The organism is Neptuniibacter sp. SY11_33, assembly GCF_047778025.1.
Lineage (GTDB): Bacteria > Pseudomonadota > Gammaproteobacteria > Pseudomonadales > Balneatricaceae > Neptuniibacter.
Genome location: NZ_CP180543.1, coordinates 2,958,608 through 2,977,228 on the forward strand (window position 1 = coordinate 2,958,608; position 18,621 = coordinate 2,977,228).

General features: G+C 45.2%; 18 protein-coding genes. 8 read left to right on the plus strand and 10 right to left on the minus strand.

The genetic code is table 11. From position 1 onward, the window contains the following. Nucleotides 1-17 precede the first annotated feature (17 nt). The 4 genes from ACMXYV_RS13960 (at nt 18) to ACMXYV_RS13975 (ending at nt 3,835) form a co-directional block, all read left to right on the plus strand. A complete protein-coding gene (locus tag ACMXYV_RS13960) occupies nt 18-1,406 on the plus strand; it encodes a phosphomannomutase/phosphoglucomutase (RefSeq protein ID WP_415889071.1) in 1,389 nt (462 codons plus the stop codon). Nucleotides 1,407-1,472: 66 nt separating this feature from the next. Then, nucleotides 1,473-2,372 (plus strand): acetylglutamate kinase, encoded by a 900-nt coding sequence (gene argB, locus ACMXYV_RS13965; protein ID WP_415889072.1) that lies wholly within the window; start codon nt 1,473-1,475, stop codon nt 2,370-2,372. A 9-nt stretch (nt 2,373-2,381) separates the two neighbouring features. Beyond that, nucleotides 2,382-2,975, plus strand: a complete 594-nt coding sequence (gene slmA, locus ACMXYV_RS13970; protein WP_415889073.1) for a nucleoid occlusion factor SlmA — start codon at nt 2,382-2,384, stop codon at nt 2,973-2,975. Nucleotides 2,976-3,052: 77 nt separating this feature from the next. After that, complete coding sequence (locus ACMXYV_RS13975; protein ID WP_415889074.1) at nt 3,053-3,835, plus strand: sulfite exporter TauE/SafE family protein; 783 nt, start codon at nt 3,053-3,055, stop codon at nt 3,833-3,835. Between the two features lie 4 nt (nt 3,836-3,839). Here ACMXYV_RS13975 and ACMXYV_RS13980 read toward each other — a convergent pair whose 3' ends face one another. From ACMXYV_RS13980 to gpmI, 4 genes are read right to left on the minus strand one after another with little or no spacing between them, the layout of a single operon-like run. Then, the gene (locus tag ACMXYV_RS13980; RefSeq protein ID WP_415889075.1) at nt 3,840-4,685 is read right to left on the minus strand and encodes a divergent polysaccharide deacetylase family protein; all 846 of its coding nucleotides are present in this window, start codon (nt 4,683-4,685) and stop codon (nt 3,840-3,842) included. Between the two features lies 1 nt (nt 4,686). Then, entirely contained in the window at nt 4,687-5,988 is a 1,302-nt protein-coding gene (locus tag ACMXYV_RS13985; protein WP_415889076.1) for a S41 family peptidase, read from the minus strand. A gap of 19 nt (nt 5,989-6,007) precedes the next feature. Then, entirely contained in the window at nt 6,008-7,150 is a 1,143-nt protein-coding gene (locus tag ACMXYV_RS13990; RefSeq protein ID WP_415889077.1) for a murein hydrolase activator EnvC family protein, read from the minus strand. A gap of 56 nt (nt 7,151-7,206) precedes the next feature. Continuing rightward, on the minus strand, nt 7,207-8,757 hold the full coding sequence (gene gpmI, locus ACMXYV_RS13995) for a 2,3-bisphosphoglycerate-independent phosphoglycerate mutase (RefSeq protein ID WP_415889078.1): 1,551 nt from the start codon (nt 8,755-8,757) through the stop codon (nt 7,207-7,209). A 227-nt stretch (nt 8,758-8,984) separates the two neighbouring features. Here gpmI and ACMXYV_RS14000 point away from each other — a divergent pair, with 227 nt between their 5' ends. From ACMXYV_RS14000 to secB, 3 genes are read left to right on the plus strand one after another with little or no spacing between them, the layout of a single operon-like run. After that, nucleotides 8,985-9,398, plus strand: a complete 414-nt coding sequence (locus ACMXYV_RS14000) for a rhodanese-like domain-containing protein (protein ID WP_415889079.1) — start codon at nt 8,985-8,987, stop codon at nt 9,396-9,398. An 8-nt stretch (nt 9,399-9,406) separates the two neighbouring features. Beyond that, nucleotides 9,407-9,664: a glutaredoxin 3 gene (grxC, locus tag ACMXYV_RS14005; protein ID WP_415889080.1), complete on the plus strand. Its 258-nt coding sequence runs from the start codon at nt 9,407-9,409 to the stop codon at nt 9,662-9,664. A gap of 22 nt (nt 9,665-9,686) precedes the next feature. After that, nucleotides 9,687-10,178, plus strand: coding sequence for a protein-export chaperone SecB (secB, locus tag ACMXYV_RS14010; RefSeq protein ID WP_415889081.1), 492 nt, complete (start codon nt 9,687-9,689; stop codon nt 10,176-10,178). 62 nt (nt 10,179-10,240) lie between these two features. On the opposite strand, the gene ACMXYV_RS14015 is transcribed toward secB, so the two are convergent. The 6 genes from ACMXYV_RS14015 to glnA form a co-directional block, all read right to left on the minus strand. Then, the gene (locus ACMXYV_RS14015; protein ID WP_415889082.1) at nt 10,241-11,077 is read right to left on the minus strand and encodes a M14 family zinc carboxypeptidase; all 837 of its coding nucleotides are present in this window, start codon (nt 11,075-11,077) and stop codon (nt 10,241-10,243) included. Nucleotides 11,078-11,174: 97 nt separating this feature from the next. Beyond that, complete coding sequence (locus ACMXYV_RS14020) at nt 11,175-11,525, minus strand: hypothetical protein (protein WP_415889083.1); 351 nt, start codon at nt 11,523-11,525, stop codon at nt 11,175-11,177. A 64-nt stretch (nt 11,526-11,589) separates the two neighbouring features. Next, nucleotides 11,590-12,060 carry a tRNA (uridine(34)/cytosine(34)/5-carboxymethylaminomethyluridine(34)-2'-O)-methyltransferase TrmL gene (trmL, locus tag ACMXYV_RS14025; protein WP_415889084.1) on the minus strand — a complete coding sequence of 157 codons (471 nt, stop codon included), beginning with the start codon at nt 12,058-12,060 and terminating at the stop codon, nt 11,590-11,592. Between the two features lie 83 nt (nt 12,061-12,143). Next, nucleotides 12,144-13,577, minus strand: a complete 1,434-nt coding sequence (gene glnG / locus ACMXYV_RS14030; protein WP_415889085.1) for a nitrogen regulation protein NR(I) — start codon at nt 13,575-13,577, stop codon at nt 12,144-12,146. Beyond that, a complete protein-coding gene (gene glnL / locus ACMXYV_RS14035) occupies nt 13,561-14,643 on the minus strand; it encodes a nitrogen regulation protein NR(II) (protein WP_415889086.1) in 1,083 nt (360 codons plus the stop codon). The genes glnG and glnL overlap by 17 nt, the downstream gene beginning before the upstream one ends. Before the next feature lie 253 nt (nt 14,644-14,896). Further along, nucleotides 14,897-16,303, minus strand: coding sequence for a glutamate--ammonia ligase (gene glnA, locus ACMXYV_RS14040; RefSeq protein WP_415889087.1), 1,407 nt, complete (start codon nt 16,301-16,303; stop codon nt 14,897-14,899). A gap of 446 nt (nt 16,304-16,749) precedes the next feature. On the opposite strand from glnA, the gene typA reads away from it, so the two are divergent. Beyond that, entirely contained in the window at nt 16,750-18,561 is a 1,812-nt protein-coding gene (gene typA, locus ACMXYV_RS14045) for a translational GTPase TypA (RefSeq protein WP_415882204.1), read from the plus strand. Nucleotides 18,562-18,621 lie beyond the last annotated feature (60 nt).

An 18,621-nucleotide genomic window follows, 5' to 3' on the forward strand; every position in this document is an offset into this window, starting at 1 on the left:
AATATTAAAGGATTAACATGCGTTACTCTCTAAACTCTCTAGACCACGCAATTTTCCGTGCTTACGATGTCCGAGGCATTGTCGGTTCCGCCTTAACAGATGACACGGTCTACCACCTAGGCAGAGCTTTTGCTGCCGAAGCTAAATCACAAGGTGTTGAAAACGTTAATGTTGCTGCTGATGGCCGCTTATCCAGCCCGCACCTTAAGCAACTCTTTAGTGAAGGTTTAATGGACGGTGGCTGCCAAGTCATAGATACCGGCTATGTGCCAACCCCTACCCTCTATTACGCAGCGCATCAAGATAATCAGTGCACTGGCGTAATGATTACTGGTAGCCATAACCCGGCTGATTACAATGGTTTTAAGATGATGATCGATGGCCACACATTGTCTGGCGATGAGATCCAAGCCCTTAAAACACGTATCATTGAGCAAAACTATTCAGAAGGTGAAGGTTCTAAACGCGATTTAGATATCCGTGAAAGCTACCTTGAGCGTATCCTTTCTGACATCAAACTAGATAAAAAACTAAAAGTCGTTGTCGACTGCGGTAACGGTATTCCAGCTGAGCTTGCGCCTAAGCTGATTGAACAATTAGGCTGCGATATTATCCCGCTTTACTGTGAAGTAGATGGCACTTTCCCTAACCACCACCCTGACCCAGGCAAACCGAAAAACCTGATCGATGCTATCGCGAAGGTAAAAGAAACAGGTGCTGACTTAGGCCTAGCATTTGACGGTGATGGCGATCGTGTAGGCGTCATTACTAACGAAGGTAATATCGTATATCCAGATCGTATCATGATGCTGTTCTCCGAAGAGATCCTTAAGCGCAATCCAGGATCTGAAATCATCTTCGACGTTAAATGCTCACGCTTACTTGCCAAAGTAATTACCGAAGCTGGCGGTAAAGCGACCATGTGGCGTACAGGCCATTCGCTGATCAAACAAAAAATCAAAGAAACCGGTGCACTGCTTGGCGGCGAAATGAGTGGTCACATCTTCTTTAAAGAGCGTTGGTACGGTTTTGACGATGCGCTATACAGTGCTGCACGTCTGCTTGAAATTTTAGCGAATACAGATCAAACCGTTGAAGAGCTATTCGCTCAATACCCTGAAGATGTAAGTACACCAGAGCTAAACATCACGGTTACCGATGAAAACAAATTCGATATCGTCGCAGCCCTTCAAGAAAAACACTTTGAAGGCGGCACAGCCAACCATATTGATGGTGTACGTGTCGACTACCCTGACGGCTGGGGTCTAGTTCGCGCATCCAATACTACACCTGTGCTTGTTCTTCGTTTTGAAGCAGAAACAAACGATGCGTTAATGCGAATCAGAAACGATTTCGAGCAAAAGCTACACGAAGTGGATAGCAGTCTCATTATCCCACACGAATAAAGCCCAAACGGCATGAGTGCACCGATTAAATCACGTGCACTCACATAATAATTTTAAGGAAATACTATGCCTCTAACACGTAAAGATGCCATGACTACCGCTCATGTATTGAGCGAGGCTATGCCATATATTCAGCGCTTTGTCGGCAAAACAATTGTCATCAAATATGGCGGTAACGCGATGATTGATGAAAAGCTGCAAAACAGCTTTGCCCGCGACATTGTAATGATGAAGCTGATTGGTATTAACCCAATCGTTGTGCACGGAGGCGGCCCTCAGATCGGACAACTTTTAGAAGATCTGAAAATCGAATCACACTTTATCAACGGCATGCGTGTAACCGATTCCAAAACAATGGATGTTGCCGAAATGGTATTGGGCGGTGCGGTCAACAAACAGATCGTTGGCCTGATCAACAATAACGGCGGTCAAGCTATCGGCTTAACAGGTAAAGATGGTCAACTTCTACGCGCCAAAAAACTACGTGTTGAACATAAAACACCAGAGATGGAAGCACCTGAAATTCTCGATATCGGTCACGTAGGCGAAGTAGAAAGCGTTAACGTTAAAGTGCTAGATATGTTAGTTAACTCAGACATCATTCCTGTAATTGCACCGATTGGTGTGGGTGCAGATGGCGCGTCTTACAACATCAATGCAGACTTAGTTGCTGGTAAAGTTGCTGAAGTACTGCAGGCTGAAAAGCTAATCCTATTGACCAACATTGAAGGTTTAATGGATAAAGACGGCAATATCCTAACGGGCCTAACAACCAAACAAGTAGATGATCTAATTGAAGACGGCACTATCTACGGTGGTATGCTGCCTAAAATCGGCTGCGCACTAAGTGCGGTTAAAAGCGGCGTAAACAGCGCTCATATCATTGACGGCCGTGTAGAACACTCCTGCATGCTAGAAATCTTTACCGATGAAGGTGTTGGTACTCTGATCACCAACCGCGGATAAGGACGAACCATGAGCGAAACAGTAAAAGTATCCCGCCGCGAACAAATTCTACAAAGCCTTGCTCGCATGCTGGAAAACCCAGGGCAAAAAATTACAACTGCAGCCCTAGCTAAAGAAGTGGGTGTATCTGAAGCAGCGCTTTATCGTCACTTCCCAAGTAAAGCACGCATGTTTGAAGGCCTTATCGGCTTTATCGAAGATACAGTCTTTAGTCGCGTTACTGCGATAACTCAAGTTGAACCAAGCGCAATCAAACAATGCGAGCAAGTACTTACTTTGTTGCTAGCATTTGTTGAACGCAATCCAGGCATGGCACGACTGCTTACAGGCGATGCTCTAACTGGCGAAACGGATCGCTTAAGACAGCGTATTAACCAGTTCTTCGAACGCCTAGAAACACAGATCAAACAGATCTTGCGCGAAGCAGAAGTCAAAGAAGGCTTACGTACTGAAACAACCGCTGGGGCAACTGCCAACTTGATGCTTGCGTGTTGCGAAGGCCGTATCCGTCAATTTGTACGAACAGAGTTTCGCAAAACGCCGACAGAGCAGTGGAGCGAGCAATGGCCGCGCATTGCTGCCGGCGCTTTCCGCCCAGCCTAATTGACGTTTGGCACAATGACTCTTTAAGGGGAAGCTAGCTTCCCCTTTTTTATTCCTACGGGGCCACCAGCACAACTATGGATCAACTTATTGAACACGGCGGATTATTTGTTCTCTCTTTTTTCGCCAATGCCTTATCAGCAATGGCCGGAGGCGGAGCAGGCTTACTGCAACTCCCCGTACTGCTATTCCTTGGCTTAAGTTTCAATACAGCACTAGCCACCCATAAAATCGCCAGCGTAGCACTAGGTATTGGTGCAACCATTAGACATCTGCGTGAAGGCAAACTGGACTATAAATTCTGTGGATTTATATTGCTATGCGGCCTGCCCGGCGTGGTTATCGGGGCTGATATCATCATCGATATCCCCGAAGGTTGGACCATACTCAGCCTAGGCCTGTTAACGACTGGACTGGGAATCTATTCGTTTCGCAAGAAGGCGCTTGGACTTACCGCAGAACCTCGTAACAGAGATCGGTTAGGACTACTTATTGGGGGTAGTGTACTGTTCGTTATTGGTGCCTTAAACGGCTCTTTGACTTCAGGCACTGGCTTATTTGTAACACTCTGGCTCGTTCGCTGGTTCGGTCTAGACTACAAAACAGCCGTCACCTATGTCTTGATTCTGGTAGGTTTGTTCTGGAATTCCACCGGCGCTATTACCGTAGCACTGCAAGTAGATCCTCGGTGGGAATGGTTACCCGCACTCCTGATCGGCGCCACTATCGGCTCTTACACAGGTGCACACTTAGCCATTACTCAAGGTAATCAGCTGATAAAAAGAGCATTCGAAACGCTCACAGTTCTAGTAGGAATAAAACTGACGGGGGATGGGATCGGAATATTAATGGCTATCTAAAGCCTTAATGTTTGACCGCTACTGGTAAAGCTTGGCAGTGCCCTTCGCTACGATCACAAGGCTCTACTTTCGGCTGAGCCATTAGCAACTGAGTACGAGATCGAATATTAAGCAACTCAGAGGCTGACACTAAGCGGATACCCAGCTGTTCGAGAATAGGCAGTGCTTCAGACAAATACTCAACAGTTGCTGGATAAGGATGGCCTATGACGACAGCATGCCCCTGAGTCACAGCTAAACTTAAAGCTTGTTTGAACTGATTGTGGATATAATTCCAATTCTGCTTATTATCTAAAAAAACATCCCTTACTAGGTAGGGGATCTGGTGTTCGTGGGCTACCTTCCAAGCCACACTTCGACCTGTTGTCACACTATCGATAAAGAAGATATTACGCTGTTTTGCCACAGCCATAATCTCTTTCATCTTTTGACGGTTTTCAGTCAGAAGACTTCCCATGTGGTTGTTCATTCCAACCACATGGGGGATCGAATCCAGACTATTATGCAGTACCTGCTGAATCTCTTGCCTAGACAACTGCTCAGTTAACGCGCCAGGCCCTAAACGAAGTCCCGCTTTATTTTGCATTGGCGCATGCAATATAACCTCTTTCCCCTGCTTGTATGCTATTTCTGCTAAATCATAGGAGTGTGGGGTATGGGGCAGAAATGCATAGGTAATCGAACCAGGAAGGTTGATCGCAGCCAAACCTTTTTTACGGTTATCACCAATATCATCAATAACAATTGCCATCACCGGCTGGTTATCTGTGAATACTGGGTCGGCATAACTCAGGCTAACTAAAGCACCAAGAGTAATGACCGCTGAGATAACCTTTCTAAAAAGTTGCATATCACTTACGCACGATAGCCAGAGCTTTTAGCAAGTTTAATGCTTCATATAGCTGATAATCTCTTGCTGCAAGATTATCTTTTTTCGCTTGTTCCGCAGCCTTTTTCTCACCATTTTCAAGATGACCACTTAGGTCTTTTTCTTTCAAATATTCAGGGCCGCCTTCACGTAGGGTTAACTCAGCATCATTAACCTCAATATCTGGCTTGATACCTTGCGCCTGAATAGAGCGACCATTAGGGGTGTAGTATCTTGCAGTAGTGATTTTCAACGCACGCTCTTTTGTCAGAGGCAGAACCGTTTGAACCGAGCCCTTACCAAAACTATCGACTCCCATAATAACCGCACGCTCTTGATCCTGAAGCGCGCCAGCAACGATTTCGGAAGCCGATGCAGAACCACCATTGATCAAGACAACAAGTGGAAGCTCTGGCAGTAAAGTATCGCTAGTCGCACTAAAGCGCTGTTCAGATTCAGCTAAACGACCTTTGGTATATACAATCAATCCATCAGTTAGAAAGGTATCACTAATATCCACAGCGGCCTGCAACACGCCACCCGGGTTATTACGCAAATCTAACACCACACCTTTCAGTTCATTTTTCATCAAGCGTTTAAGGTGTTTGTTAACCTCTTTGCCTGAATCCACTTGGAATTGGGATACACGCAGGTAACCGAAACCCTCATCCAACATGCGGCTCTTAACACTCGCTACTTGAATAATGTCTCGTATAACTTCAATTTCTAGCGGCTTTTCTTCGCCTTCACGCACAATCGTCAGAATGAGCTTACTGCCAGGCTTACCACGCATCAGCTCTACAGCCTCACTGAGAGGCATACCTTGTACTGGTGTATCATCCAGCTTGGTAATCAAGTCTCCCGCTTTAACCCCGGCACGCTGAGCGGGCGTATCATCAATTGGCGTGATTACACGAATAAAGCCATCTTCAGAGCCTACTTCGATTCCTAAACCACCAAATTCGCCACTGGTATTGGCTTGCAGACTCTCAAATTCATCGGGTTCTAAATACGCAGAATGAGGATCTAACCCTGCAATCATGCCTCGCAGAGCATCTTCAAGCAGACGCGCATCATCCACAGGCTCGACATAGGAGGATTTAATTCGTTGGAACACTTCGGTGAATAATCGAAGTTCATCTAGAGGTAATACTTTTTCGTCTGTAACAGCCGGTGTATCTGCAGGCTTCGGATCAGCTGCATGAAGTGGGAAAGAGATAAGTGAACTAACAACCATACCAAGCAAGGTACGCTTGAACCCGCCCGAACATAACACTGACTTCATAATTTCTTCCCTAATAATGTTAGCGCTTCAACCAGCTTTTTGGATTACTCGGCTTACCTTTATAACGAACCGCAAAATAAAGACCTGTTTGAGTACGGCCCCCACTCTGCCCTGCCGTTGCGATCGTATCACCCGCGGCTACCCAATCGCCTGTTTCTAATAACAAGCTTTGATTATAACCATACAAACTCAGATAACCGGAGCCATGATCAATAATCAATACTAAACCATAACCTCTAAGCCAATCTGAAAATACTACGCGCCCATGATGAACCGCTTGTACTGGCTGAGCTTCTGACGCCTGAATCCAGATTCCATCATAGCGGATATTATTTCTGACAGTACCATAATTCTGCTTTACCTTACCTTTTAACGGCCAAGGCAGCTTACCTTTTAATTGTTTAAAGGTTTTATCGTCTTTGACGAGCGTGGCGAAGTTTAAACTTTTCTCAATTTCAGTCAGCACTGCACGCAAACGCTTTTGGTCCAGTTTGAGCTGCTTAAGTTTCTTTTTGTCTGTGGAGAGGGCTTTTGTGAGTCGAGCCAGGGTATCTTTTCGCTTCGCCTGTGAAGCCCTCAGAGCAGTGACCTCTTTGCGCAACTCTTCACGCTTGAGAACCATCTTTTGCTCAGTATCGGTTAACTCCAATTCAGTTCCGGAAAGATCCGCTAATTTAGTTTTGAAAAGGATCAGGTCCTGGCGTAACTCTTCATTTACGAAGTCATAATAGCGAATAGCACGATCCAATGTTTCAGGGTCTCGCTGTGTGAGCAGTAGCTGCAGGCGCGCTTGGTTGCCCATTTTATACTGCTGGGCAATCTGCTTAGCGATTAAATCGGAACGTTTCTTCAGTTCTATTTTTAAGGTATCTCGCTTCTTTTCAAGGGAATCAGCGTGAGAACCAAGTCCACTCAATTGCTTATCCAGTGATTGGATCTGACGGGCTAACTTGCCAATTTTAACTTCACTATCACGGAGTTCTTTGCTTAAACCACGTGACTCACCCTCTTGCGAGCGCATGTTTGTTTGCAAGGACGCTATACGCGAATTGAGCTGCTTTATCTGCTTTTCAGTTAATGCTTGTTTATCCTCTGCCAGCACCACAGATGACGCAAGCAAGCTAAACAGTATGAAAATAAAGGCAGGTAAAGATCGCACCATAATTTTTCTGCACAAAATAAAAAGGGATAAACGAGTTATCCCTTTTTAAAGCCTCTTTAGAAGGATGCTAAAGATCTGCCTGTCATTTCAGCAGGCACTTCAATGTCCATCAAGGACAGCAGAGTTGGTGCTAAATCACAAAGTGCACCGTCATCTAGCTTGAGATTTTCTGCTCGAGGGCCATCGTAAATCAACGCCACAGGCCAGATGGTGTGAGATGTATGTGGCTGCCCTGTTTCTGGGTTAACCATCAACTCAACATTACCGTGATCAGCTGTAATCAATGCTTCACCACCAACTTCGCGTAACGCTTCTAGCACCTGTTTAACGCTATCATCAACAACTTCGCAAGCTTTCACAGCCGCATCAAATTTACCAGTATGACCAACCATATCACCGTTCGCATAGTTACAAACGATCAGGTCATACTTACCGCTCTTAATCGCCCCAACCAATTTTTCAGTCACTTCCGGCGCACTCATCTCAGGCTGCAAATCATAAGTCGCAACATCAGGGGAAGGAACCAATATACGATCTTCACCTTCGTAAACTTCTTCCTGACCACCATTAAAGAAGAAAGTCACATGAGCATACTTTTCAGTTTCAGCGATACGCAATTGGGTTTTACCCAAGCCAGATAAGTACTCACCTAGATCATTTCGAATAGCTTGCGGAGGATAAGCGCAGGCAGCATCGATATCAGATGCGTACTGAGTCATCATTACATAAGCAGCTAGCTCTGGTGCTTTTTCACGTGCAAACCCTTCAAAACTGCTACCTTCAGTAAATGCACGGGTAATTTCACGAGCGCGATCAGGTCTGAAGTTCGCGCAGATTAGCGCATCACCGTCAGCAACGAGGCCTTTGGCTTCGCCAGCGGCATCTAAGATTACGGTTGCTTGAACAAATTCATCATTCTCGTCACGTGCATAAGCATCATTCAGCGCTTGAATAGCAGATTCAGCTTTGCAAGGCGCTTGACCAATAGTCATTGCATCGTAACCGTTCTGCACGCGATCCCAACGGTTATCACGATCCATTGTAAAATAACGGCCCGCGACAGAAGCAATGGAACCTACACCGAGTTCGGCTAGCTTCTCTTCGGTACGTTGAATCGATGGCTCCGCAGAGCGTGGCGGCATATCACGACCATCAAGAATGGCATGAACATAAAGCTTTTTCGCACCACGTTTAACAGCCATCTCTAACAGCGCAAAGATATGCTCTTCATGGCTGTGAACGCCACCTGGAGACAACAAGCCCAAAATGTGAACCGCTTTGTCTTGCGCAATAGCAACATCCATCGCATTAACTAGCGTTTGGTTATCGAAGAAATCACCATCTTCAATCGCTTTGGATATACGCGTGAAGTTTTGATAAACCGTGCGCCCTGCGCCAATGTTCATATGGCCAACTTCTGAGTTACCCATCTGTCCATCCGGCAAGCCAACAGCCATACCTGAAGTTTCGATTCGAGCATTTGGATTATCAGCAAGTAGTGCATCCCATACTGGGGTATTAGCTGCCTGAATTGCTGAAGATTCTGAACTTTCTACACCGTAACCATCAAGGATGATCAAAGCTTTAGTCGCGCGCATTTGTGTCATATCTGTAGGATTCTGTTGCAACGGTTATAAAATTGTCGCCAATTTTACTTGGAAAGCCCCTTCAAGGCTAACGATTGAAGGCCCGAAGCAGAATAATTGCCACTAAATAATCATTTTCACCACGTCTTCCCCTTATACCGTCAAAAATCGCGAGGTATACTATTGCTCCTCAATCGTCGATCAACAGTTTTTAATGGTCTTCAGGTAAGACCTTATTTGGATTAGAAATGGATCAATTTATCGAATTTATCGGCAACCACCCATTCTTGGTTGGTGCTTGGCTTTTAACTCTAGTGATGTTCGTTCTTTATGAACGTAGTAAAGCAGGCAAAGCCGTTACTCCGGCGCAAGCAACAAACCTAATCAACAAAGAAGACGCAATCATCGTTGATATCCGCCCTAAAAAAGAGTGGGCAACAGGTCATATCACCAATGCAAAGCACATCCCTCTTTCTGATTTAGATCATCGTATGGACGAGCTAACTAAATACAAACAACGACCGATTATCGTTGTATGTAATTTAGGTCAGGCAGCGAGCGCTGCTACTCGCAAGCTTAAGGCCGAAGGCTTTGAAAATGCAGTTCGCCTATCTGGCGGCATGACCGAATGGAAAGGCCAAAGTCTTCCGATTGTTAAGTAATGACTGCAATGAAAGAAGTTACCATCTATACAACCGCGTGGTGTCCCTTCTGTATCCGAGCAAAAATGCTATTGGATCATAAGAGCGTTTCTTACACTGAGATTAAAGTCGATGGCGATGCAGAAAAACGTCGTGAAATGACTAAACTCAGCGGAGGCCACACAGTGCCGCAAATCTTTATCGGCGAAACACCTATTGGCGGTTGCGATGATATGTTTGCCCTTGAACGCCAAGGCAAACTCGACACCCTACTTAGTGCAAACTAATTTTTAAAAATAAGGATAAATCATGGCTGAGAACGATCAGAACACAGCGTCCCAAGAAGAACAGCAGGGACCTCAGTTTGCGGTACAACGCGTATACATTAAAGATTCATCTTTTGAGTCTCCAAACGCTCCTGAAATTTTCATGAGCCCATGGCAGCCAGAAGTTGGCCTAGAGATGAACACTCAAACTGCTCAGCTAGGCGACAACGCTTTTGAAGTAACTCTAACGCTAACAGTTACTGTTAAAAACGAAGACAAAACTGCATTCCTAGTTGAACTACAACAAGCAGGCATCTTCTCTATTGCTGGTCTAGGCGAGCAAGAGATGCACCACACACTAGGTGCATTCTGCCCGAGCATCCTATTCCCATATGCACGTGAAGCAATTGACGCAATGGTCGTTAAAGCTAGCTTCCCAGCGCTAATGCTTGCTCCAGTGAACTTTGACGCACTATACGCTCAGCAGATGGCTCAAGCTCAGCAAGAAGCTGCACAAGGCGAAGCTCAGCACTAAGCTAAACGCTATCGCATAAAAAAAACGGAGCTTTACGCTCCGTTTTTTTCTTTTGAATCTCTCTATTTGGATGATTCAGATGCAGCCAACTCACTGCGATTACGTTTCGATTTATACTTCAGCCAACCTACCAAGTCCGTCCACATTTTATCGATATCCTTTTTCGGCGGCATGATCCCGGCATAAGGAAGCTCAATGGTTACTACAGGTATATTCTTAACAAACCAACCATAGTTTCCTAAAGAACCCGGATATGTACCGAGCTGACGTAGGTGCAGCGGCCCGAGTTTACGCGGCGGTTGAATACCCCCATCAAAGTCCAGAATACCATGCGGTGCATGCACTGAGACAATCACAGTCGGCTTGTACTCATCAATTAAATTGTGGATAACACGACTTTCAGGTTCACTCAAAGGTGCGTGCCCAGGAAAATAGCGCAAACGCTTTTTCGCACTTTTCTGCCAATGGGCTAAAGGCTCTGGAAATTCAGGCGCAGGGGTGAAGTTCCGGTTCAAATCGACCTTGTTAGCATTAACTCGGCTCGACTTACGCTGGAGTAGACCGTCTGGATTAACAACAGGTAAGAAATACCAATCATAAGCACCACTATGATGTTTACGTAAAGTATTAAGCCACTTAAAGGTTACACTAACACTGGAATACTCATCACCATGGATACCACCAATAAATAGAACCCTTGGTGCGTCTTTATTCTCATCCGAAGCCTGAAAATGCGCCTCTAAGATTGCACGGCCTTGAACTGAATAAAAACGAGGAGGTAGATAAGGATTACTTAAACACTCATTAACCGAAACACTGGCTAGCTTTTTACCAACCTGCTTACAGACACTCGCCACCTCTTCTGAATGATTCGTTCCATGAGTCAAAGAAGAGATCAAAACTAAAAAACTCCCAAGAAAAAGGGAGCTATATTTTCTCCACATATGCTTTCCGAACAACACCATCAACTGTACATTTATTAATCAAAAGCGCATTCTAGCATGATTTTAAGGAAAGACTTTGCAGAATTTCATCAGCACGCCCTAATTCGAGGACCTGCTGCAATGAAGCTGCTGGCAAAGGCACAATACTCACAAGCGAGCTCGCAGGGATAATAAATTGACCTTCATTGCCAGATTCTAATTGATCAGATATCAGAACAACCGGAAGCTGTTGATTTTTAATAGTTTGAATATTTACTTGTTGATCCAGCCGACCTAATAACCATACTTCACGCTCCCTGTAATCGGTGACATGCAATTTAAAAACCTCGCCAGCTTGCTCGGTTAAGTAGGCTTCAATCTTTGTCACTATAAAAGCGTGCTGCATAGAGTTATTGACCGTCATGTAGTTCCTTTCAATATAGTCGCTATACCAACAATTAAGTATCTATATAGAGCCACTCTTACAACTAACTCTCAATAGCACCTTCAAATCCTAATTGACGCCAAGCCTCATATACAACAACAGCACTGGCATTAGAAAGATTCATACTGCGGCTCCCCTCCTTCATCGGCATTCTCAACCACTGCTCGCTAGGAAAACTTTCTCTTACCTCAACGGGTAGACCACGTGTTTCTGGTCCTAGAAGCAAAACATCGCCCGCTTGGTAATCAGCTCGGGTGTAACAAGTTTTACCTTTAGTCGTTAATGCCCACACCTTTCTAGGCTCTATCTCAGCTAAGCACGTTTCTAAATTTGGATGAATTTTAACCGCCGCAAACTCATGATAATCCAAGCCTGCACGACGCAAACGCTTATCATCAAAATCAAACCCCAAAGGCTCTACTAGATGCAGATGAAAACCTGTATTGGCACAAAGCCGAATGATATTGCCTGTGTTTGGCGGTATCTCAGGTTCGAACAAGACAACATGAAGCATAAAAAAATCCCCGCAGAATAAAAGCTGCAGGGATTATATATGAAATCAAAAAGCGAGGTTATGACTGACTGTAAAGGAATAACTTAGGCAACTTCCTGATCATCAGCTTTATCTTCATCCATACCCAACTCTTTGATTTTCCGCGTTAGGGTATTACGCCCCCAACCGAGAAGTTCTGCAGCATCGCGTCGACGGCCTGCTGTATGCTTGAGCGCTGTCTCAATCATAATTTTTTCAAAAGCAGGTACTGCAGTATCTAATAGATTGCGGTGACCAAGCCCCAACTGCTGATCAGCCCAATTACGCAAGGACAACTCCCAATCCCCCGCTACAGCTGTCTCTGACTCACTGCTCTGCATCAACTCTGGAGGCAAATCATCAATCAGCACTTCTCGACCAGTCGCCATGACCGTTAACCAGCGACAAGTATTTTCTAACTGCCTAACGTTACCCTGCCAAGTCAAATTACACATGTAACTCTCAGTGTCAGCAGCAAGTACTTTTGGCTCCACATCTAATTCTTCAGCCGCCATATTTAGGAAATGACGTGCTAAACGCGGAATATCTTCACGCCGCTCAGCTAACTTTGGCAGATGAACACGAATAACATTAAGACGATGGAATAAATCTTCACGGAAGCGACCTTCAGCAACTAACTTCTCTAAATCCTGATGGGTAGCCGCGATAATCCTAACATCGACCTTCACTGCAGTATGACCACCAACACGATAGAATTCACTATCAGCCAAAACTCTCAACAAACGTGTTTGAGCATCAGCAGGCATATCACCAATTTCATCTAGAAAAAGCGTACCGCCATCTGCTTGCTCAAATCGGCCACGTCGAGCCGCTGCCGCACCCGTAAATGCGCCTTTTTCATGACCAAACAACTCCGATTCAATCAGATCATGGGGAATAGCTGCCATATTTAGAGGAATGAAAGGCCTATCTCTACGTGGACTATGCTTATGCAGCGCATGCGCTACAAGCTCTTTACCCGTACCCGATTCACCGTTAATTAGAACCGTAATGTTGGATTGAGATAGGCGACCGATGGCACGGAAAACTTCCTGCATAGCAGGCGCTTCACCAATAATTTCGGTACCCTCTTCAGCAGCTTGCTCTGCTACCTGTTCTCGCTGTTCAATCGCATGCGCCAAAGCTCGCTTGGTGAGAGCAACCGCATCATCTACATCAAAAGGTTTAGGTAAATACTCAAATGCACCGCCCTGATAGGAAGCAACAGCCGAATCTAAATCGGAGTGCGCAGTCATAATAATGATCGGAACTTGTGGGTGAGTTTCCTGAATTTTCTCCAGCAACTGCAGCCCATCCGTTCCTGGCATTCGAATATCACTGATAATGGCATCAGGTACTTCACGCTCTAGCTGAGCCAATAAAGCATCTGCGCTATCAAAAACTTCGGTTTGAAGCCCTTCTACTGCCATCGCTTTTTCAAGCACCCAACGAATTGAACGATCATCATCGACAATCCAGATTTTACCTGACAGGTTCATGACTTATCTCCAAAGGTATGAATAGTTGAAATTTGGTTTCCCCTGGCTGAGTTTCACACTCAATCAACCCTTGATGTTGATTGATGATCGATTGCGCAATCGACAAGCCAAGACCGGTTCCTTCTGCACGCCCACTTACCATAGGGTAGAAAATTTTACTAAGTATCTCTTCTGGGATGCCTGGACCGTTATCTACAATTTCGACGCTACACACCAAACGGTGTTTTTCTGCGCCCAGTGTAATTTGACGGAAAGCCCGAGTTTTAATCTGAATCGTTGGCTCAACAGTTCCTGCAGCCTGCATCGCTTGCATGCTGTTGCGCAGGATATTTAATACCGCTTGAATAAGCTGCTCTGCATCACCAGTAAATTCAGGAATACTTGGATCGTAATCTCGTAACAAGGATACAGAACCCTTGGTTTCAGCCTCAATAAGCTGGCAAACCCGCTCAAGGATGGCGTGTATATTAACGTCTTCCAGTTTTGGCAGCTTACGCGGCCCTAATAGACGATCAACCAAGTTCCTTAAACGGTCAGCTTCTTCAATGATTACGCGGGTATAGTCATGTAACGCGGGATCAGGCAACTCCCTCTCCAACAGCTGAGCCGCACCACGAAGCCCACCCAGAGGGTTCTTAATTTCATGAGCCATGCCACGTACTAGAGATCTAGCTGTATCGTGCTGATTTAAAAGATCTTCCTCACGCTCAATCCTGATCAAACGGTCACGCGCTTCTATTTCAATCAGAAGCTGCCGACCACTCAACCCGAACAATGGATTAATTGAATAATCCACCGTTAGCACACTACCACTTTGAGTTACCAATTTAGCTTCACGGCGAGTGTACGGATGACCCGTATCAATACAATCACGTAGATCCTCAATGCCATGCTCCTCTGGTGAGAACCACTCCGCTACAGACACCTGAGACAAACGACGCAAACTCGCCTCTAACAGCATTTCAGCCGCAGGATTGGCATATTCGACATCGAGGTTGCCATCCAGCAAAACCACCGCTGTAGAAAGGTTTTCTATTATCTGTTTATGAAAATCTATTACTGGCATCGACCTACACTCTTTTACTTAAGTTTACTTCTGCAAAAAGCAAACCAAGTTTAACCACTGCCCCAAATTGCTCTCAGGCAGCACCATTACTGACTATTCTAATATTGAGTGTAGCTGCTAAAAAATGATGTCGCACCAATTTAGTGCATTAAATATTATTAAGATTTTAATCGTCACTAAATAAGTGCATAAGGGCAAGATTTGAAAACAAAAAAGCCTCCACGAGGGAGGCTTTTTTCAGAAGAGTTTAGACTTATACAGAGTAGTACAGGTCAAATTCAACTGGGTGAGTAGTCATGTTCACTTTCTCAACTTCTTCACGCTTAAGCTCAATGAAAGCGTCTAGCATGTCGTCAGTGAATACACCGCCAGCTGTTAGGAACTCACGGTCATTTTCTAGAGCATCTAGAGCTTCTTCTAGAGACGCAGCAACCTGTGGGATCTCAGCAGCTTCTTCAGCTGGTAGATCATAAAGGTCTTTATCTGCAGCATCGCCAGGGTGGATCTTGTTCTTGATACCATCAAGACCAGCCATCATTAGTGCAGAGAAACATAGGTAAGGGTTCGCAGACGGATCTGGGAAACGCGCTTCTACACGGCGTGCTTTAGGGTTAGTCACGTATGGGATACGGATTGAAGCAGAACGGTTACGTGCAGAGTAAGCAAGCATAACTGGCGCTTCGAAACCTGGTACAAGACGCTTGTAAGCGTTTGTAGAAGAGTTAGTTAGAGCGTTAAGCGCTTTAGCGTGCTTGATGATACCGCCAATGTAGTAAAGAGCAGTTTCAGACATGCCAGCATAAGCATCACCAGAGAACAGGTTTACACCGTCTTTAGATAGAGACATGTGAACGTGCATACCAGAACCGTTGTCACCAACTAGTGGCTTAGGCATAAATGTAGCAGTTTTGCCGTAAGCATGTGCAACATTGTGTACGCAGTACTTAAGAACCTGAACTTCGTCCGCTTTAGCAGTAAGCGTGTTAGGACCTACACCAATTTCACACTGACCAGCAGTTGCTACTTCGTGGTGATGTACTTCAATTTCTAGATCCATTGCTTCCATGGCGTCACACATAGCGCCACGTAGGTCATGCAGGGAATCAATTGGTGGCACTGGGAAGTAACCGCCCTTAACACGTGGACGGTGACCAGTGTTACCACCTTCAACATTGTGGCTAGAAGCCCAAGAAGCTTCTTCAGAAGCGATTGTGTAACCGCAACCAGAGATGTCTGCGTGCCATTTAACTTCGTCAAATACGAAGAACTCTGGCTCTGGACCAAACATAGCTGAGTCAGCAATACCTGTAGATTTCAAGTATTCTTCAGCACGTTTTGCAACAGAACGCGGATCACGCTCATAACCTTGACCAGTAGCCGGCTCAACGATGTTACAACGAACGATGATAGTCGTTGCTTCAGAGAATGGATCCAGTACAGTTGCACTGTCGTCCGGCATCAAGATCATGTCGGAATCGTTAATACCTTTCCAACCTGAGATGGATGAACCATCGAACATTTTACCTTCTTCAAAGAAGTCATCGCCCATATCAGATACAGGGATAGTTACATGCTGCTCTTTACCGTGAGAATCGGTGAAACGCAGGTCAACCCATTTAGCGTTGCTTTCTTTGATCAGATTCAGAGTCTTCTCTGACATTTGACTGTCTCCACTTAATAATTACCAGGCCGAACAGCGCCAGCCTCAAGAAATCAGAATTTATTATCGGCTTAGGACAAAGCAACAAGCGTGCCAGAATAAAAAAACCAGCATTCCTCCACAATTAGAGGCACTTGCAGCATAAATACACCAAAAGCACCGCACTAAAATCGAACACAAGCAATCTTAGCGCACCATAATAGTGCAAATCTTGTTAAATCAATTCTTACGCACCGTTATGGGTCTATAATATACTCCAACCTTATTAAAAACGCCCACCTATAATGAGCCTGTTTTTAACTTAATTCCTACCCAAATCAATTCAACCATTCTCTTCACAAAAAGAAAAAGCAAAACTCTGCATAATTGATTAAGAAATATGCAGTAATTTCTCTATAAACACGTATAATTCCGCATTCGCAAAAATATCTCACAGGTATACACACGTGATCGAAAAGCTAAGAAATATCGCTATCATCGCGCACGTTGACCACGGTAAAACAACCTTGGTTGATAAGCTGCTTGCACAATCCGGCACTTTAGGCCGTCGTGATGAAGGCACTGAGCGCATCATGGACTCCAATGACCAGGAGAAAGAGCGCGGCATTACCATTTTGGCAAAGAATACTGCCATTACATGGAACGACTACCGCATCAACATTGTTGACACTCCTGGGCACGCCGACTTCGGCGGTGAAGTAGAGCGCGTACTGTCTATGGTTGACTGTGTATGCCTACTGGTTGACGCTGTTGACGGCCCAATGCCACAAACGCGTTTCGTAACTCAGAAAGCATTTGACCAAGGCCTTCGCCCAATCGTTGTTATCAACAAGATTGATCGCCCTGGCGCACGCCCTGATTGGGTTATCGATCAAGTATTCGATCTTTTCGACAGCCTTGGTGCAACGGATGAACAGCTAGACTTCCCAATCGTTTACGCATCTGCACTAAACGGCATCGCGGGTCTAGAACCAGACGATATGTCTGACGATATGACGCCTCTTTTCGAAGCAATCGTCGAACATGTTGAACCACCAAAAGTAGATGTTGATGGCCCATTACAGATGCAAGTATCTGCTCTGGACTATAACAGCTACCTAGGCGTTATCGGTGTTGGTCGAGTTACTCGCGGTACGATCAAAACGAACACTCAGGTTAAAGTTATTGACCGCGAAGGCGCTATCCGTAGCGGTCGTATCCTCAAGATCATGGGTTATCATGGTCTAGAACGCGTTGAAGTTGATACAGCCACTGCTGGGGACATCATCTGCGTTACAGGTATCGATGCGTTAAACATTTCTGACACAATCTGCGACCCAGATAAAGTTGAAGCCTTACCTGCACTAAGCGTAGATGAGCCAACTGTATCCATGACGTTCCAGGTTAACGATTCTCCGTTTTCTGGTCAGGATGGAAAATTTGTAACTAGCCGTAACATCAAAGAGCGTCTAGACCGCGAACTTATCCACAACGTTGCCCTACGCGTTGAAGATGGCGACACACCAGAGAAATTCAAAGTGTCTGGTCGAGGTGAACTACACCTTTCCGTTCTTATCGAAACAATGCGTCGCGAAGGTTTCGAACTAGGTGTATCACGCCCTGAAGTAGTTCAAAAAGAGGTTGATGGTGAAATCCATGAACCTTACGAAGACGTAATGATCGACGTTGAAGATGAACACCAAGGCGCTATCATCGAAGAGCTTGGTAAGCGCAAAGGCGATATGACCAATATGGAAGTAGACGGCAAAGGCCGTTCACGCCTAAGCTTTATCATTCCTTCTCGCGGCCTAATCGGCTTCCGCTCTCTGTTCCTTACCATGACTTCTGGTACAGGCATCATGACTTCTGTGTTCGATCATTACGGACCAGTTAAAGAAGGCGAAGTAGAAAGCCGTAATAATGGTGTACTTGTATCCATGGTTACAGGTAAAGCACTAGGTTACTCGTTATGGAACCTACAGAGCCGCGGCCGCCTATGCATCGAACCAAATATCGATGTTTATGAAGGCATGCTACTAGGTATTCACAGCCGTAGTAATGACTTGGCAGTTAACCCAATCAAAGGTAAACAGCTAACAAACGTACGTGCGTCCGGCACTGATGAAAACATCCAACTAACTCCTCCAGTAAAATTCACTCTGGAACAAGCTTTGGATTTCATCGAAGATGACGAATTGGTAGAAGTAACACCTAACTTCATCCGCCTACGTAAAAAGCTTCTTAAAGAAAATGAACGTAAGCGCGCGAAGAACAAGTAAGAGAGTATCTCTATGACAAAAAGGCAGCCTTGAGCTGCCTTTTTTATTTTCTTATACCAT